The organism is Vibrio sp. CDRSL-10 TSBA (assembly GCA_039696685.1).
Lineage (GTDB): Bacteria > Pseudomonadota > Gammaproteobacteria > Enterobacterales > Vibrionaceae > Vibrio.
Genome location: CP155565.1, coordinates 950,709 through 967,830 on the forward strand (window position 1 = coordinate 950,709; position 17,122 = coordinate 967,830).

14 protein-coding genes, 1 pseudogene and 1 riboswitch are annotated in these 17,122 nt (G+C 51.6%); of the genes and pseudogenes, 8 read left to right on the top strand and 7 right to left on the bottom strand.

Annotated elements, in window-relative coordinates; all coding sequences use genetic code 11:
- The first annotated feature begins 145 nt into the window (after positions 1 to 145).
- Positions 146 to 356, top strand: a riboswitch (cobalamin riboswitch).
- A 99-nt stretch (positions 357 to 455) separates the two neighbouring features.
- The 7 genes from ABDK09_04725 (at position 456) to ABDK09_04755 (ending at position 7,570) form a co-directional block, all read left to right on the top strand.
- On the top strand, positions 456 to 3,905 hold the full coding sequence (locus tag ABDK09_04725) for a cobaltochelatase subunit CobN (GenBank protein XAW87540.1): 3,450 nt from the start codon (positions 456 to 458) through the stop codon (positions 3,903 to 3,905).
- Positions 3,787 to 4,773 (top strand): cobaltochelatase subunit CobN, encoded by a 987-nt coding sequence (locus ABDK09_04730; GenBank protein XAW88460.1) that lies wholly within the window; start codon positions 3,787 to 3,789, stop codon positions 4,771 to 4,773. The genes ABDK09_04725 and ABDK09_04730 overlap by 119 nt, the downstream gene beginning before the upstream one ends.
- A complete protein-coding gene (locus tag ABDK09_04735) occupies positions 4,770 to 5,240 on the top strand; it encodes a MotA/TolQ/ExbB proton channel family protein (GenBank protein ID XAW87541.1) in 471 nt (156 codons plus the stop codon). Before ABDK09_04730 ends, ABDK09_04735 begins: the two co-directional genes overlap by 4 nt.
- Positions 5,227 to 5,547, top strand: a complete 321-nt coding sequence (locus ABDK09_04740) for a DUF2149 domain-containing protein (protein ID XAW87542.1) — start codon at positions 5,227 to 5,229, stop codon at positions 5,545 to 5,547. Before ABDK09_04735 ends, ABDK09_04740 begins: the two co-directional genes overlap by 14 nt.
- 274 nt (positions 5,548 to 5,821) lie before the next feature.
- On the top strand, positions 5,822 to 6,490 hold the full coding sequence (locus ABDK09_04745) for a transcriptional regulator (protein XAW87543.1): 669 nt from the start codon (positions 5,822 to 5,824) through the stop codon (positions 6,488 to 6,490).
- Between the two features lie 188 nt (positions 6,491 to 6,678).
- On the top strand, positions 6,679 to 6,873 hold the full coding sequence (locus ABDK09_04750) for a LysR family transcriptional regulator (protein XAW87544.1): 195 nt from the start codon (positions 6,679 to 6,681) through the stop codon (positions 6,871 to 6,873).
- A gap of 7 nt (positions 6,874 to 6,880) precedes the next feature.
- Complete coding sequence (locus ABDK09_04755; protein XAW87545.1) at positions 6,881 to 7,570, top strand: LysR substrate-binding domain-containing protein; 690 nt, start codon at positions 6,881 to 6,883, stop codon at positions 7,568 to 7,570.
- 84 nt (positions 7,571 to 7,654) lie between these two features.
- On the opposite strand, the gene ABDK09_04760 is transcribed toward ABDK09_04755, so the two are convergent.
- From ABDK09_04760 to ABDK09_04785, 6 genes are all read right to left on the bottom strand, one after another.
- Positions 7,655 to 10,798, bottom strand: a complete 3,144-nt coding sequence (locus ABDK09_04760) for a multidrug efflux RND transporter permease subunit (GenBank protein XAW87546.1) — start codon at positions 10,796 to 10,798, stop codon at positions 7,655 to 7,657.
- A 15-nt stretch (positions 10,799 to 10,813) separates the two neighbouring features.
- Positions 10,814 to 11,749, bottom strand: coding sequence for an efflux RND transporter periplasmic adaptor subunit (locus ABDK09_04765; GenBank protein XAW87547.1), 936 nt, complete (start codon positions 11,747 to 11,749; stop codon positions 10,814 to 10,816).
- Between the two features lie 7 nt (positions 11,750 to 11,756).
- A complete protein-coding gene (locus ABDK09_04770) occupies positions 11,757 to 11,984 on the bottom strand; it encodes a hypothetical protein (protein XAW87548.1) in 228 nt (75 codons plus the stop codon).
- A 416-nt stretch (positions 11,985 to 12,400) separates the two neighbouring features.
- Positions 12,401 to 13,135, bottom strand: a complete 735-nt coding sequence (locus ABDK09_04775; protein XAW88461.1) for a transporter substrate-binding domain-containing protein — start codon at positions 13,133 to 13,135, stop codon at positions 12,401 to 12,403.
- Positions 13,136 to 13,581: 446 nt separating this feature from the next.
- Positions 13,582 to 14,187 (bottom strand): aldo/keto reductase, encoded by a 606-nt coding sequence (locus ABDK09_04780; GenBank protein ID XAW87549.1) that lies wholly within the window; start codon positions 14,185 to 14,187, stop codon positions 13,582 to 13,584.
- Entirely contained in the window at positions 14,141 to 14,452 is a 312-nt protein-coding gene (locus ABDK09_04785) for an aldo/keto reductase (GenBank protein XAW87550.1), read from the bottom strand. The genes ABDK09_04780 and ABDK09_04785 overlap by 47 nt, the downstream gene beginning before the upstream one ends.
- Positions 14,453 to 14,569: 117 nt before the next feature.
- On the opposite strand from ABDK09_04785, the gene ABDK09_04790 reads away from it, so the two are divergent.
- A complete protein-coding gene (locus tag ABDK09_04790; GenBank protein ID XAW87551.1) occupies positions 14,570 to 15,463 on the top strand; it encodes a LysR family transcriptional regulator in 894 nt (297 codons plus the stop codon).
- 101 nt (positions 15,464 to 15,564) lie between these two features.
- Here ABDK09_04790 and ABDK09_04795 read toward each other — a convergent pair.
- Positions 15,565 to 16,987, bottom strand: a pseudogene (locus tag ABDK09_04795) (PLP-dependent aminotransferase family protein).
- Positions 16,988 to 17,122: the final 135 nt, after the last annotated feature.

The window sequence follows — 17,122 nt, forward strand, 5'->3', positions numbered from 1 at the left end:
GGATAAAGAAATTAGTCCCCATAGATAATCCAGAATAAATGAAAATCATAGCCTTATAACAATAATATAAAGTGATAAAAATATTAATTAATCAATAAAATCCATTCACAAAACCAGGCCGTGTTGACCTTTCAATCAGAACTCTCTATAACTACGCGTTTCGAGCTGGATGCAAAATTCTCATCCGCATCAAGGAAGATGGTGTAATTCCGTCACTGTACCCGCAACTGTAAATAGCCAGCCAATTGAGCGTTATTCATTTTTAGCAGCCGCTTGTTCTAAACAGTCACTTTGCTTTTGAAAATGCGTTCCTGGTTACAAGTCAGATACTTGAAGCTCAAATTTTACCAAGCAACACCGGGCGGGAAGACCTGGTACTGGTTTATGATTGGCTTCGCCCATAATGTCAGTAGTCAGTTTTCTTTGCCTTAAGGTTTATTCTCCTTGAGGTAACAATGCGTTTTCTATTTGTGTTATTTTTCGGGTTGTTCACGGCTCAGGCCGTAGCGTCCCCCACTCTGTTTCTGCTGGTGTCACAGCGTAATGCTGAGACGATTGCCCAGGCAGCGCAGCAATTTTCCTCCGCGCACGATAACCCGATTATCGCCCGCTCAGATACTCAATGGCTGGAAATGTCCCCGGACGACAGACAGCGGCTCCTTAAACAAGCCGATGCTATGGTCGGTATTGGTCTGTTTGGTGCCTCCGTCAGTGAAGTCGCCAGTGACCTCAAACGCCACTCGCCATCGCAGGTGATGATTTTCAGCAGCGATCACCGTCTGATCCAGCTCAGTCACAGTAAGCGGGCGCGTCCGTTTGCAAATAGCGATGAAGTGACCGAGATTGCCGCCACGCGTCCGGGTGATGATCTGTCACACTGGCTGAAGCGCTTAAAACAGCAATATCCCAAACAGCGCGACTGGCTCGACGCGCGCGCCTACTGGCAGGCCGGCGGAGTCAATAATACGGTTGAGCTGATGCGCTGGATGAGTCATCAGGTCGACGGAAACATCACCCTTCACCCGCCGCAACCGCAGCCACGCCTGCAATGGTGGTATCAGGGTCAGTATGTAGAAACGCTGCCGGAGCTGAGTCCGGACAAAGCCGTGGTCACGCTTATCGATCACTCAGGCTCGGACCGTCCGGGCGATCGTCTGGTCTTTCAGGATCTGTGTGACACTATCAGCCGTTACGATGACGTGCATTGTCTGGTTGCTCTGGCCAGTTGGGGGGCACCGAGCCTTGAGGCAGTGCAAAGCCTGAAAACGCTCAGCGCGCCGCTGGCCGCGATTGTGATGTTACAAGACTTCGTTATCGGCGGCGGTGAAGGACGTGAGCAGGCAACCCGGGTATTATCTGAACTGAATGTACCTGTGCTGAAAGCCCTCAAGCTGCGTGACCGCACTGAGCAGGAATGGCTTAACTCGTCAGACGGTCTCGCCTCAGATAAAGTCTACTATCAGGTTTCCATGCCGGAAATTCAGGGAGTCAGCCAGCCGATCGTGGTCGCAACGGCGGGCGATATTCAGGATGACGCCATCAGCGGCATTCGGATTCAACCGATCAGCAGCGCGCAGGATGGCATTGATCTCATCAGTCAACGGGTCCATCGCTGGCATCAGTTGCAGGTTAAAAAGAATCGCGATAAGAAGATCGCGATCATCTACTATAACCACCCACCGGGTCGCCACAATATCGGCGCCGATAACCTCGATGTCCCGGCCAGTTTGTGGCAAATCCTGCAATCGTTACAAACCCAGGGTTACGATGTCGGCACCTTGCCAGAGAGCCAGGAAGCGCTGCTGGACCAGATTCAGCAACGCGGGGTCAATTTACCCAATGACCGTGCGGCACTGGATGCGATGAGCGGCGATATTTTATCCATGACAGCTCAGCAGTATCAGCCTTACTTTGCTTCTCTGCCGGGTGAGGTTCAGCAAGAGATCATCTACGGACCGATGGGACGCCTGCATGCCCAGCTCAAATTTAACCTTGAGCACAAACAAACCGACTTTGCGCGTCAGCTACTTAACTCAACGATTGAAGAGATGTTCCATCTGATTGAAGGGGTTGATCATCCGGGCCGCGCCCGCGCTCTGGCGCTGCTCAATCAACTGCGTGATACTTATCAGCAGGAGCTGGAATCCTATTCCGAACAAGGCTGGCAACAGGCACAAACTATCATTAATGCGTTAGGCAAAATCGGCATCGAAGCTTTGGGTGGCTGGGGCGAAGCACCGGGCAACGTGATGGTGCATAACGGCAAAATGCTGCTGCCGGGCCTGCAGTTTGGCAACATCTTTATCGGACCACAGCCGCCGCGTGGCTGGGAAGTGAACGAAGAGCTGCTGCATGCCAACCTGGCTTTCCCGCCGCCGCATCAGTACCTGGCCTTTTACCACTACCTGCGCGATATTTTTAAAGCCGATGCCATGGTGCATCTTGGCCGCCACTCGACCTATGAATTTCTGCCGCACCGCTCAGTCGGTCTGGCCGGAGACGACTACTCGCGCCTTATCGCAGCCGATATTCCCGGTGTCTACCCTTATATCGTAGATGGAGTGGGTGAAGGCATCCAGGCTAAACGCCGTGGCCTGGCTGTGATGGTTGATCACCTGACGCCGCCACTGGAAAGCACGCCGTTATATGATGAACTGCTACAACTACGCCAGCTGATCGAAAGTTACGAGGCCAACCGCGATAACCAGAACCAGTCACTGCCGAAAACCCTCATCAAACGCATTCGCGATAAAGTCGACACACTGGATCTGCGCGATGAACTGGCGCAGTCGATGTCAGCCGAGCTGGCGGTGATGGGCATCAGTTTTGAGGAAGTAGACGATGCGATGCTGGTGCATGAAATCGGCCACTACCTGACCAGCCTGCAGGAAAAATTCATGCCTTACGGTTTACATATCTTTGGTAAGCCGTGGCAAGACAACGCCATTGACATGATGCTGGCCTCAATGTCATCTAAAGATGGTCAGCCGCATCAGGAGTGGCGCGATAATCTGACTGACTCGCCAAAGCAGGAGATGATCAGCCTGCTGGCCGGTCTCAATGGCCAGTTTATTAAACCGGGTAAAGGTAACGACCCTATCCGCAGTCCGGAAAGTCTGCCGACCGGGCGTAACTTCTACGCTCTGGACAACAGCCTGATCCCAAGTAAAGTCGCCTGGCAGATTGGCCAGAGCATGGCGCAGGATGCGCGCCGGTCGAACCCGTTTCAGGCTGACAAGCGTGAAGCTCAGGTGTTGTGGGCATCAGACGTGGTGCGCGACGAAGGGGTGATGGTGGCCTTTGCGCTCGATATGCTGGGATTTGAACCGGTATGGAACAGCCGCGGCCTTGTCACCGGTCTGCGCTCACAAGCGCTGCAGCCAGGACGACATCGCCGTGACATGGTGTTTACTACCTCCGGCTTGTTCCGCGATCTATATGCCAAGCAGTTGCACCTGTTAGATCAGGCTGTGCTTCTGGCTCTGGATGCCTCAGCCGATGAGATCATCGCCAAATACCCGGCGCTGACGGAAGCACTCAACAGCGCCTTATTACCGCTTGGTAAGCTGCAGCGCGGTGGCAACGAGTCACTGCAGGTCAACCAGGTTGCCGCCCATTGGGTGGAAGATACCCGCGCGCAAATCAGCCAGGGGATTACGGCCAAACAAGCAGCCAAACTCAGCACGCTGCGTATTTTTGGCGACGCGCCGGGCAGTTATGGTGCCGGAGTCAACCGTCTGGTCGAACGTTCCGGAGCCTGGCAGCAACGTGAAGAAACTGGCGGATGTGTACCTGCGTCGTCTCGGCCACGCCTACACCTCAGATTCATACGGTCTGGCGGCACAAGAGACGTTTCAACACGTGCTGTCCAATGTGCAAAATACCTATTTTGGCCGCTCCAGTAACTTGTACGGTTTGATTGATAACAACGATGCGTTTGACTACCTCGGTGGTTTGAGCCTGGCGGTTGAAAGCCTCTCCGGGCAGGCGCCGAATAACTTTGTGCTCAACCACGCCGACCCTGAAAACATCATCACTCAACCGCTTAGTCTGGCGTTACGCCAGGAATTACGTGGCCGCTTCCTTAATCCGGAATGGCTGGAAGGGCTGATGAAACATGGCTATGCGGGCGCACGTACTATGGGTTCTGAGTTTCTCGAATACCTGTGGGGCTGGCAGGTCACCAACCCGTCGCTGGTTGGTGACTGGGCCTGGGAAGAAGTGAAAGATGTCTATCTCGATGACCGCTATGACATCGGCATCGATGAATTCCTCAAGCAAGGTCACAACGCCCAGGTGCGTACCAACATGCTGGCGATTATGCTGGTCGCGATTAACAAAGGCTTCTGGGATGCAGCGCCGGAAACCATTCGCGACATCGCGACCGATTTTGCCCGGTCAGTCGCTGAGCACGGTTTGCCGGGCAGCGGACACACCAAACCGGATCATCCGATGATGCCGTGGCTGGAACAATACCTGCAGCCCAAAGACTGGCAGGCACTCAAATCTGTCCTCGCCCAGGCATTACAACCTGAGCAGGAGCAGCAGGAACAACACTCAATTAAAGAGCTGACCATCAGCCAGGACAATCAGCCCAATGAGACGCCAACCGATCCTCAGCAATCCGGCGACGCCGAGCAGCAAGAAAGCCAGGGCGAAACCGAGATTCCGGACTGGTACTGGCTGATTGCGCTACTGGCCGTACTGACTCTGGTGGTTGCCTGGAGACGCAATCGTCACATTACACTGAAAATGAAAGGAAAAACGTCATGATTCATGGTCTGACAATCGGCATACTTCATCACGTTGTCGAATGGTTACTGTACCCGGTATTGCTCGCGCTCGGCATCGCTTTACTGGCGGTGATCTGGGAGATCGGCACCTTCGTCAGCGAGGGCTTAGGCAGCCTGCGTAATCTTTCTCCGGCCAATATCGCACTGTTTGCTGACTACGCGGAAAAACGCCTCGAGCGGGTGGATCTGCTGTCACGTACCGGCCCGATTCTTGGCCTGATGGGCACCCTGATCCCGCTGGGGCCGGGACTGGCGGCACTGTCAAACGGTGACCTCTCTCAACTCGCCACTGCGATGATGGTGGCGTTTGATACCACAGTACTTGGCCTCGGCATCGGCCTGGTCGGCTACACGCTTGGTCGGGTCAGACGCCGCTGGTACGAGCAAACCTTCCAGCAACTGGAATCGGGACAGTCAAACGCGGAGGCTGCCCATGAACCAGCCTAATCATCATCCGCGTCCGTGGGAGCGCAAGCGCTTTGCCGAACAGGATATCGATCCGTTATCCGGCTTTGCCAACCTGATGGACGTAATGCTGGTGTTTGCGCTCGGACTGATGATCGCTCTGATCAGCCAGAGCCAGTCGCTGCAGCAGCATTTTGGCCTGGAAACCGTCTCGGTAACCACCAGCGAAGAACTGATTGAAATGCCGGAGAGTATGCAGGGAAGCGGCACCGATCAAAACGGGATGGAGTCGGTCGGCAAAGTCTACCGGGATGCCCGCACCGGTAAGCTGATCTTAATCGGTAATTAACCGCGGCGATCAATCCGCATCAGGCATAGGAACAGATAAAGAAACAGGGGCAGGATGGCAAACATCCTGCCCCTTGCTTGTTGTGAGTTCAGCTCTGGCGATCACATCCCGCCAAGGCACGTTCGCGCAACCAATATCCATAAGCATTAAGTGGTTAAAGGTTTTTATTAATTAGCTGGCCTAATAATGCCATTCAGATAAAACCACTAATTATCATTTTTCATTCGTTTATAATCACAGCAAATTCAATAACTATCATAATTATTTTACTGCAATGATGTTGGGCACGTTTCAAACCGAAATCAGCCAGGTAAAGGCTGTCATTAACAGTGATCTGATTTTTAACTCAGAAATCAATACATTAACGATTTCCGGGCGAGATTACATCCTGGGTGAAAATGAAAGCCGTTTACTACACTTTTTTATTCTTAATCCACATCGCAGTATCAGTCGCGATGAGCTTTATGATTACGTCTGGAAAGCAAGAGGCTTTGAGGTCGATGATTCCAGCCTGACTCAGGCAGTATCGACGCTGCGTAAAAACCTGCGTGATTCCGCCAGAAGCCCGAAATGTATCCGTACCGAACCTAAAATAGGTTATCGATTTATCGCGGACGTAACTATTGTCGAACCTGAGTCCCCTTCACAGGCAGAAGATGACGCAGGTCAGCCGTTGTCAGATGTCATTGCGCCGCCGATGAGCGACCAGCCACTGGCCACAAACCCAGCTCAACAGGATGACAGCGGCGTCACCCCGCCGGCACCCGAATACCAGCTAGCGCCGGGCACAGCAGAGGAGAGCACCATCGCCGGGAATAACAAATTTGCCCGTCTGTCTTTTCTGTCTCTGATAACCTTGCTGTTGCTGATCTCGACGCTGATTTCGATGAACGTCAATAACTCACGCTATGTGCTGTTTTACCTGCTCGATCTGCTGCAATAACTGACAGGTATTGATCACACTCAGTAACGGTGGCCAACAACTTCAATCTTATCCATTGCCGTTTCAAGACGAGACTAAACATCGGTGGCCCAGAGTCCCGGTTCAATCGGAATAACGCAATTTTAAATGGTCTTCGCTACCTTGATTAGATAGGATAATCAGGATGAGTTAATAAGAAATATTAATAAATGATTCGCGAAAACTTTAATGATCTGTACGCCTTTGTCATCGTGGCGCAGGAAAGAAGCTTTACCAAGGCGGCAGCTAAACTCGGAGTGACCCAGTCAGCCTTAAGCCAGACCATTCGTTCACTGGAAGAAACGCCTCAATATTCGTTTACTGGCCCGCACCACGCGCAGCGTATCACCGACCGCAGCGGGTGAAAAGCTGATGGGCTCTTTAGAGCAGCATTTCAGCGACATATCTTCTCATGTGTCTGAGCTATCTATTTTCAAAGATACGCCGGTCGGTAACATTCGCCTCACTTGCGGAGAACATGCCTTCGACAGCGTGATCTACGCTAAGCTGGCCAAATTTATTGCCCAATATCCGGACATTCATGTCGAAGTGCACATGGACAACACCCTGACCAACATTGTTGACCAACGCTTTGATGCCGGTATCCGATTGGGTGACATGGTTGAAAAAGATATGATCGCCATTCCGGTCGGCCCGCCGATTCGCATGGCCGTGGTTGGTTCCCCCGATTACTTCAGCCGTTTTGCTAAACCGGCTCAGCCGAAAGACATTCTAGACCATTCCTGCCTCAATCTGCGCCTGCCAACCTCAGGCGGTAACCTGATTTGGGAATTCGACCATAACGGACAAACGATCAACATTCGCCCTAAAGGTCAACTGACGTTTAATACTTATATGCCGATTCTGCGCTCAGCCGTATCCGGTCTGGGTCTGGCGTATTTAACCGAAGACATCGTCGATGAATACGTCGAACGCGGCGAACTGGTCAAAGTGCTGCAAGACTGGTGCGATCCGTTTCCCGGCTATTATCTCTATTATCCAAGCCGTAAACAGCCGCTGCATGCCTTCAAGCTGTTGATTGAGGCATTACGCCACGACTAAAACCGTGACCGGAACAATGAAAAAAGGCCCTCAACTCGTAGGAATTGAGGGCCTTTTTATTCGCTTACGCGAGTTTAACTGAGTTTAAGACTCGGCTTTCTGTTTACGCTTTGCCGTCATCATCATGTAGAACAGCGGGGTAAACAGCAAACCAAATAAGGTCACACCGATCATGCCGGAGAACACGGCAATGCCCATCACGTGGCGCATCTCAGCGCCGGCACCGGTTGCGGTAATCAGTGGCACGACACCCGCGGTAAAGGCGATCGACGTCATCAGTATAGGACGCAGACGCAGACGACATGCAGCCAGAATCGAATCCAGGCGCGAGCTGCCACTCATTTGCGTATCCCGGGCAAACTCTACCATCAGGATGGAGTTCTTACACGCCAGTGCGACCAACACAATCAGGGCAATACCGGTGAAAATGTTGTTATCACCACCGGTCAGCCACACGCCGGTCAAGGCCGACAAGATGGTCATCGGTACAATCAGAATAATTGACAGCGGCAGACGCAGGCTCTCGTACTGAGCAGCCAGAATCATGTACACCAGCAGTACCACCAGCGGGAATACATACACCATGGTGTTACCCGCCAGGATCTGCTGATAGGTCACTTCGGTCCACTCGAACGTCATGCCATCTTCCAGCTCACTGTTAAGCACACGCTCAATCGCCGCCTGAGCCTGATCCGAACTGTAACCCGGTGCCGGGCTGCCATTCAGCTCAGCGGTCGGGAAACCGTTGTAGTGCATCACACGATCCGGACCTGTGGTTGGTGTCACGCGAACCACAGAACCCAGCGGTACCATATCGCCATTAGCGTTACGCACTTTCAGACGCAGAATCTGTTGTGGGTCAACACGATAGCTGGCGTCCGCCTGTGCATTTACCTGATAAGTTTTACCCAGCATGTTGAAGTCATTGACATACATTGAGCCAAGGTAAACCTGCAGCGTATCAAACACTTCATCCAGCGGGATGCCCTGAATCAGCGCCTGTTCACGGTCCACATCGATGTCCATCTGTGGTACCTGAATACGGAAACTAGAGAACAGACCCACCAGTTCAGGCTGTTGCTGCGCTTTGGTAATCACACGTTGCAGATTATTAAACAGCGCCTCAAAACCCAGATTACCGCGGTCTTCAATTTGCAGTTTGAAACCGCCGGTACTGCCCAGACCAAGAATCGGCGGCGGCGGGAATACCGCCACAAAGGCTTCATCAATCGCTGAGTACTGTTGGTTGAGTGACGCTACGATCGCGTTAGCCGATTTATCCGCACTTTCTCGCTGGTCAAAATCATCCAGCATCACAAACACAATGCCGCTGTTGGTACTGTTGGTGAAACCATTCACTGACAGACCAGGGAACGACAAGGTATCGGCCACTCCCGGCGTGTTCAGCGCCATCTGTTCCATGCGTGCAACCACGTCCTGTGAACGATCCAGACTGGACGCATCCGGCAACTGAGCCACTGCAACCAGGTACTGCTTATCCTGCATCGGGATGAAACCACCCGGAACAGAATCAAACAATTTCGCCGTAGTCAGCAACAAACCAAGATAGATGATCCCGATCACCGCACCCAAACGGATAATGCGTTTCACACCTTGTTCGTATTTGCTCGCACCCGCGTCAAACACGCGGTTAAACGGCTTGAACAACCAGCGGCCAAACAGACGATCCATACCGCGCGTCAGCAGATCCGGCTTGTCGTGATGACCTTTCAGCAACAGGGCTGACAGCGCCGGAGACAGAGTCAGCGAGTTGAAAGCAGAGATCACGGTTGAAACGGTAATCGTCAGCGCGAACTGCTTGTAAAATTGTCCGCTCAGACCCTGAATAAATGCGGTCGGAATAAATACCGCACACAGCACCAGCGCAATCGCAATAATCGGGCCGGTGACCTCTTCCATCGCCTTTTTGGTCGCTTCGAGCGGATTCAGGCCAAGCCCGATATTGCGCTCAACGTTTTCCACCACCACGATGGCGTCATCGACCACGATACCGATAGCCAGTACCAGACCGAACAAAGACAGGGTGTTAATCGAAACCCCGAGCCAGTTCATCACTGCAAAAGTACCAATCAGAGAAACCGGCACCGCGATCAGAGGAATAATCGATGCACGCCAGGTCTGCAGGAACAGGATCACCACCAGCACCACCAGGACAATAGCTTCGACCAGTGTGTGCACTACCCCTTCAATCGACCCACGTACGAAAACAGTCGGATCATAAGCGATACGGTACTGCACACCGCTCGGGAACGATTTTTCCATCTCATCCATGGTCGCGCGGACCTGATTAGACAGCTCAATCGCGTTCGAGCCCGGACGCTGGAAAATACCCAGACCGACCGCCGATTTACCGTTCAGCATCGCGCGCAGCGCATAGCTGTCTTCACCCAGTTCAACCCGGGCCACATCTTTGAGACGGGTAATCGCACCACTGTCGTCCACACGGACCACAATGTTTTCAAACTCTTCCGGCGACTGCAGGCGACCTTTCACATTGAGCAGATACTGGAACTGGTTATCCAGCGGCACAGGTTGCGCGCCCAGCGTACCGGCTGCTACCTGACGGTTTTGCTGCTGCACAGCATGAACCACATCCATTGCCGTCATCTGGCGCGACGCAAGCTGATCCGGGTTAAGCCACAGACGCATTGAGTATTCGCCGGCGCCAAACATTTGCACCTGTCCGACACCTGGCAGACGCAGCAGGTTATCCTGTACGTTCAGGCTGGCGTAGTTCGACAGATAATTGGCCGGACGCGAGCCGTCTTCTGACACCAGGTGTACCACCATCACCAGGTTGGGTGATGATTTCTCAGCGACTACACCCAGTCGCTGCACTTCTTGCGGCAAACGAGGCAAAGCACTGCTGACCCGGTTTTGCACCGCAACCTGCGCTTTATCCAGATCAGTGCCGAGAGAAAACGTAATGGTCAGGGTCATGGTGCCATCAGAGGTTGCCTGGGATGACATGTACAACATGTTTTCCAGGCCGTTCATTTCATCTTCTAACGGTCCGGAGACGGTTTCACCGATAACCTTAGGGTTAGCACCGGGATAGTTAGCGGTGACCACCACGGTCGGCGGTACCACCTCTGGATATTCACTGATTGGCAGGTTAAACAGTGATATTGCACCGCCTACCAGAATCAGCAGAGACAGCATGGCCGCAAAGATCGGCCGCTGTATAAAAAAGTGACTAAATTTCATCCGAAATAACCTATATTACTGTGCTTGCTGCGCCACAACCTGTTGCAGTTGTGAATCAATGTCGACCACTTGTGGCGTCACTGGCATACCCGTCTGTACTTTGGCCGGGCCGTTCAATACCACCAGCTCATCAGGCTTAAGACCCTTGGTGACGATACGCAGCGAACCAACACGATCACCCAGTTCCACCAGGCGGTACTCAATCACACCATCACTGTTGACCACATAAACAAAGCGGTTAGCAAGGTCAGTACCGATGGATTTATCCGGCACCATCAGTTTTAGTGCGTCAGCCTGAGTATCGTTTAAGCGAATACGTACGAATGAGCCCGGACGCAACGCCTGATCAGCATTGTCGAAACGGGCACGGATACGCAGAGTACCGGTTGCGCTATTCACCTGGTTGTCAATAAAGTCGACCTTACCCGGATAGCTGTGGCTGGTATCACCATTCAGTACCGCGGCAACCGGGGTATGGCTGTTGGCAGTCACATTGGCAAAATGCGCATTCCAGGTACGCTCATCGACATCAAAGTAGGCTTGCAGAACATCGGTCGAAACCAGTGAAGTCAGAATAGTACTGCCCGCCTGAACATAGTTGCCCTCGGTGACATAGGCGCTGGAAATACGGCCGCTGATCGGGGCTTTGATCTGGGTATAGCTCAGGTTTAACTTCGCGGTTTCCAGTTGCGCTTTCACCGACGCGAGTTCAGCCTGACGCTGGGTAGCCAGATACATGCGCTGCTCTGCCTGTTCAATTGGCATCGCTTTGGTCGAGCTAAGACGCTTGGCACGCTCAGCCTCAGATTGAGCCTGGGTCATTGCAACACGTGCCGCCAGGTATTCAGATTCCAGACGCTGCATTTCAGCCAGAAATGGTTTGTCGTCGATTTGGAACAACAGATCGCCGGCTTGCACGCTGCTGCCTTCAGTAAAGACGACTTTATCCATCACGCCGTTAACGCGAGGACGGAGCTCTACGTTTCTGTGGGGTTTCCAGACGAGTGGTGTACAGAAATGGTTGCTGATAAGAAATCTGGTGTACTGCCACAACATCTGTTGCCATCGGTGCAACGGCCTGAGCACTGTTACCTTGCGAAGAGTCACCGGGTGAAGAGTCAGCCTGTGCGTAACAACCAGCCAAAGTCGCCGCGATTAACGCGGTTGAGACCAGACGATAGGACATATGAGTATTCTCCGATTTTGAGCTGAACTTTGATTTTTATGTGACACAGTTCTCACTGTGCCATTTAGGACGGAGCACTATACAGGCTTCAAACTTTTTTATTAGTCCTCTATTTGTGATTGGCTTTATTAGAAAAACTTATTAATAAACCTCAACTATTGAGCAAAATTACATCAAATAGCTAAAATAATAATCAAACCACTGATTTAAAAGAATGTTTCTCCGTTTTAGGTGCGGAAAACAACGTTATAGGAAGGGAATAGACTCGGGCGGACAACATCAGCACAGAGTACTCAATGCCAGCCTGAGAATTGAAGAAAGTAAAACGAGGATTGAAGAAAATAAAAACACCGCAAGCCAGAGCTGAAAACAAAAAAGCCACTCAAATGAGTGGCTTAAAAAATATTAACCGCAGATTACTGGATGCTGTCCAGCCATTTATCCGACTTAAACCATTTGTCGTAAATACGCTGATAAGTACCGTCACCTTTGATTTGCTGCAGGTAGTTGTTGAGGAAGTTAAGGAAATCCGGATCGCCCTTACGTACCGCCCAGCCCAGCGGTTCAAATGTAAATGACTCATCGAGGTGAATCACTTTGCCCTTATGCTGCGCTTCATACAGCGCGTTGTAAGGCAGATCGTACACAAATGCATCCGCTTTACCGTTCGCGACCTGCAGAGCCGCATCAGCCGAGGTATCGTAAAGATCAATCTTAGCTGCTGACAGATACTTTTTGGCCGCTTCTGCGCCTGTGGTACCTAATTGAGTCGATACAGTGTATTTACCGTTGTTTAAATCACGGTAAGAATTTACTTTACCTGCCAACTCGGGCGAGATCAGCACCGTTTGTCCAACCTGAGTATAAGGGTTAGCAAAGTTGACACTCAGGTTACGCTCAGCAGTAATGGTCATGCCACCGATAAAATCACACTTACCGGTTTTCAGCGCAGGTACAATCCCGTCCCACGCGGTATTGACCGGCACAAACTTCACATTCATTGAACGCGCCATATGCTTGGCCAGATCAAGGTCAAAGCCGACATAACGACCATTTTTGTCTGTCATTTCAAACGGGATATAACCCGATTCAAAACAAAACTTCAGTTCGCCTGATTTTAAAATGCCTTCCAACGCCGGCTCATTCGCCATCGCATTGGCAGAAGAAAAAAGAGTAACAATCGTCACCGCTGACGCCAGTGCGCCGCGAACTCCCTGCTTAATAAATTGTAACTTCATCAATATACATCCACGTCTTTGTTATTTTAAGTGACTTACAGTCGCAACGGCTGTTAACTGTAAGAAATAGGGATAATGAAGAGTTATACACATTTATCAAAGGATAATTCTTTATAACATATTCCAAGCATTGAATAATGGCGATTATTTAGCCGCAGGTTAGTCACTTTATCTGCCCGTTCGGTCGCGATTCAGAATAAGCTGAACCATTTAGAGCGAATACAGATAATAAACGCACTGAGTGGCTAGCTGGGCTTTGGATACAAAAAAGCCACCCACTTCCGAATCCGGTTCGGGTGGATGGCTTTCGATGTGATAAATCGCTTAGAGCAGCAATTTCGTTTAGAACAATAAAGTGCTTAGTCGTGAATCTTCACGCCCAGACACCCGCGTACAAACGCAGGGTTGAAGTGTTTCACCGCTTCACCGACATAACCTAAGTCCAGTGAGGTGATTTTCTCCATCTCTTCGTCAGTCAGAGTGAAATCCCAGATATCGAAGTTCTGTTCAATGCGCTCTGCGTGAACCGATTTAGGGATAACAGTGACGCCACGTTGTACGTTCCAGCGCAGGATCACTTGCGCCACAGATTTACCGTGTGCGGCAGCAATACCTTGCAGCATCTCATCTTCGAATGGCTTATGACGGCCGCCGCCCAGTGGTGCCCAGGCTTCTGGCTGCACGTTGTAATGCTTCATCGTTTCCAGCGCTTCAGTCTGAGCGAAGTATGGGTGCAGTTCAATCTGGTTCACCATTGGAGTGATACGTACGGTTTCGCAGAAGTTTGCCAGTACATGCGCGTAGAAGTTAGAGACACCAATCGCTTTCAGTTTACCTTCTTCGTAAGCATCTTCCATCGCACGCCACGCGCTAAAGAAATCGCCCAGTGCCTGGTGCAGCAGGTAAAGGTCAAAGTATTCAAGACCTGATTTTTGCAATGACGCTTCGATACCCGCTTTCGCCATATCGTAGTTTCGCCATGTCCTGTACCCACAGTTTAGAGGTAATGAACAACTCTTCACGAGTACACAGACCTTCTGCAATCGCTTCGCGCACCGCGTCACCCACAGCATCTTCGTTACCGTATACAGCGGCTGTATCAATCAGACGGTAGCCCGCACGGATAGCACTGAGCACTGACTGCTTACATTCTTCTTTATCTGTTACCTGAAAAACCCCGAAGCCAGCCATAGGCATTTTAAGGTTGTTGCTTAATGCTGTGTATTCCACTTTGGAAAATCTCCGTCGTGATGAAAGGTTTCATTCTATAAGAAAGACAACCATTAAATTAGTATGTAAAATCAAAACAGACTCATGCACCAAATTCAGCAATAAGGCTCTCCTTTCATGTTAGAAGAAAACATCAACCGCTTCGTTCTTTTTGTGGTGTTAGCCCAGGAAAAAAGCTTCACTAAAGCCGCCGCCAGGCTCGGGATGTCGCCATCGGCATTGAGTCATTCGATTAAAACCCTCGAAGACAACATGAATCTGCGCATGTTCAACCGTACCACGCGCAGCGTGTCTCTCACCGATGCCGGTGAAAAGCTGCTGCAGATCCTCGAGCCGCGTTTCAAGCAAATTGAGTATGAACTGCAGGTGCTCAATGAGGAGTACCATCAGGCGAGCGGTAAAATTCGCCTCTCCGCGTCAGATTACGCCACCGAGGTGGTTTTGTGGCCTAAGTTACACGAATTTGCGCGCAAGTATCCCGATATTCAGCTGGAAGTGAACATCGAGAACCGTTTGACCGATGTGGTCAACGAACGGTTTGACGCCGGAGTCAGGGCCGGCGATCAGGTCGCCAAAGACATGATTGCGGTGCGTATCTCGCCGGATGTGCGCTTTTTAGTGGTCTGTTCGAGGGAATATCTCAGGGATAAAAGCGTGCCGCTACACCCGAACGACTTGCTGACGCACCAGTGCATTAACATGCGCCTCAATGGCAGCGGTACCCTGTATGCCTGGGAGCTGGAGAACGAACAGGAATCATTAAGGCTCAAAGTCGACGGTCAGTTTGCCTTTAACTCATCGACGCAAATTTTTGAAGCGGCCCTGGCAGGATTCGGCTTCGCTTATCTGCCGGAAGATCTGGTCCAGAGCCAACTGGAATCGGGCCAGCTGGTTGCGGTACTTGAAGACTGGTGCCCGCCAAGTCCGGGGCTGCATCTTTACTACCCTAACCGCCGCCAGCACAAAAAAGCATTTCAGCTGCTGCTTGATGAATTGAAGTGCGCCAAGTAAACCAGTGTAAGACGCTCCCTTTTGCGGGGGCATACTGTTGCGAGGCATACTTTTACGAGGCCTAACCGGCGTGAGATAGTAATGCCCGAGTAAATTGCGCATCACGTGCAGGTTTTAATCTGCGCCGCAATACGCTCGCACAGAATATGCAAAGCCTGTGTGCGTGGGTTATCAAGCTCAAACGAAGCGTTGAGCCGAATGCAGTGATTATAGTCATCCGTCAGGGCGAACATTTTACCCGGCGCGATACTGACATTGTCACTCAGCAGCGCCTGATAGATAACCATCGTATCGATGTGTTTGGGCAGATCCAGCCACAGAAAATACCCGCCGCTCTGATTAAGCACTTTCACCTCATCCGGCAATAGCGAGCTCAGCAGTTGCGCCATTTTTGCTTTGCGATCATGCAGCTTTTTACGCAGTTGCCGGAGGTGCGATTCATAATTGCGGCTGGTCAGGTAATGCACCAGCGTTTCTCTGGATTGGCGCACTGGTTGCCAGCGTACTCATCAGTTGCAACTTTTGAATCTCAACAGCACGCTTGCCGGCTGCGACCCAGCCGATGCGCAGACCTGCCACCAGCGATTTAGAAAATGATGAGCACAACATGGTGTTACCGCTGTTGTCGAACGTACGCATCGCGGTGAGCGGCTCATTGCCCTGATACAACTCGCTATACACATCATCTTCAATCAACGCGACCTGATAGCGCTGCAGCAGCTCAACAATACGCTGCTTTTTTTCATTACTCAGGGTAAAACCGAGTGGGTTGTGATGATTCGACATCAGCCAGCACGCTTTCACATCATGCGATTGCAGCGCCTTTTCCAGCGAATCCAGGTCGATACCGGTTTGCGGGTCCGTGCGGACCGACAGCGCTTTCAGGCCAAGGCGCTGCATTGACTGCAGCGCGCCGTAAAAGGTCGGCGATTCCACCACCACCCAGTCGCCGGGCCGGGTGCAGGCCTGCAGGCTAAGGTTGAGCGCTTCCAGCGCGCCCGCGGTGATCACAATTTCATCCGGTGCCACGGCAATACCTTTAGCCGCATAGCGCTTAGCAATCAGCGTACGCAGCTCTTCATTACCCGGCGGCAGATTATCAAAAGAGTTAGACACCGGCATACTGCGCGCCGCCGCAGCCAAAGCGCGAGTGACGTGGTAACGCGGATATAAGCCGGGATCAGGGTAGGCAAAACCAAAATTAACCATGTGCGGATTTTTACCCGCCTGCAGCACATCAAAAATAAACTCGTTGATATCGACCTGTTCAGTGCCAGACACCGCGGCAGGCACGGGATGAACCTCACTAGTCACCAAACGCGGCGCGACTTTATACCCCGACCGCGCCTGAGAAATGAGCCAGCCCTGAGATTCAAGCAACTGATAAGCGTGCAACACCGTCATCAGGCTCAGACCACTGTGTTCGACCTGCTTACGCAGTGACGGCAGCTTATCACCCGCCCGCCACACACCCGATTGGATCTGCCGTTTGATCTGCTCTACTAAATCCTGATACTTCGCCAATGCTGCCACCTGATAGGTTAAAACAGCAAAAACAATAACACACTAGCTTTAAAACTGTTATGGGGTAATCGCCCTGTTCAATAGCTGCCTGCATGATCGCACGCGGCGACACCATCATCGCTATCTTGGCTTATA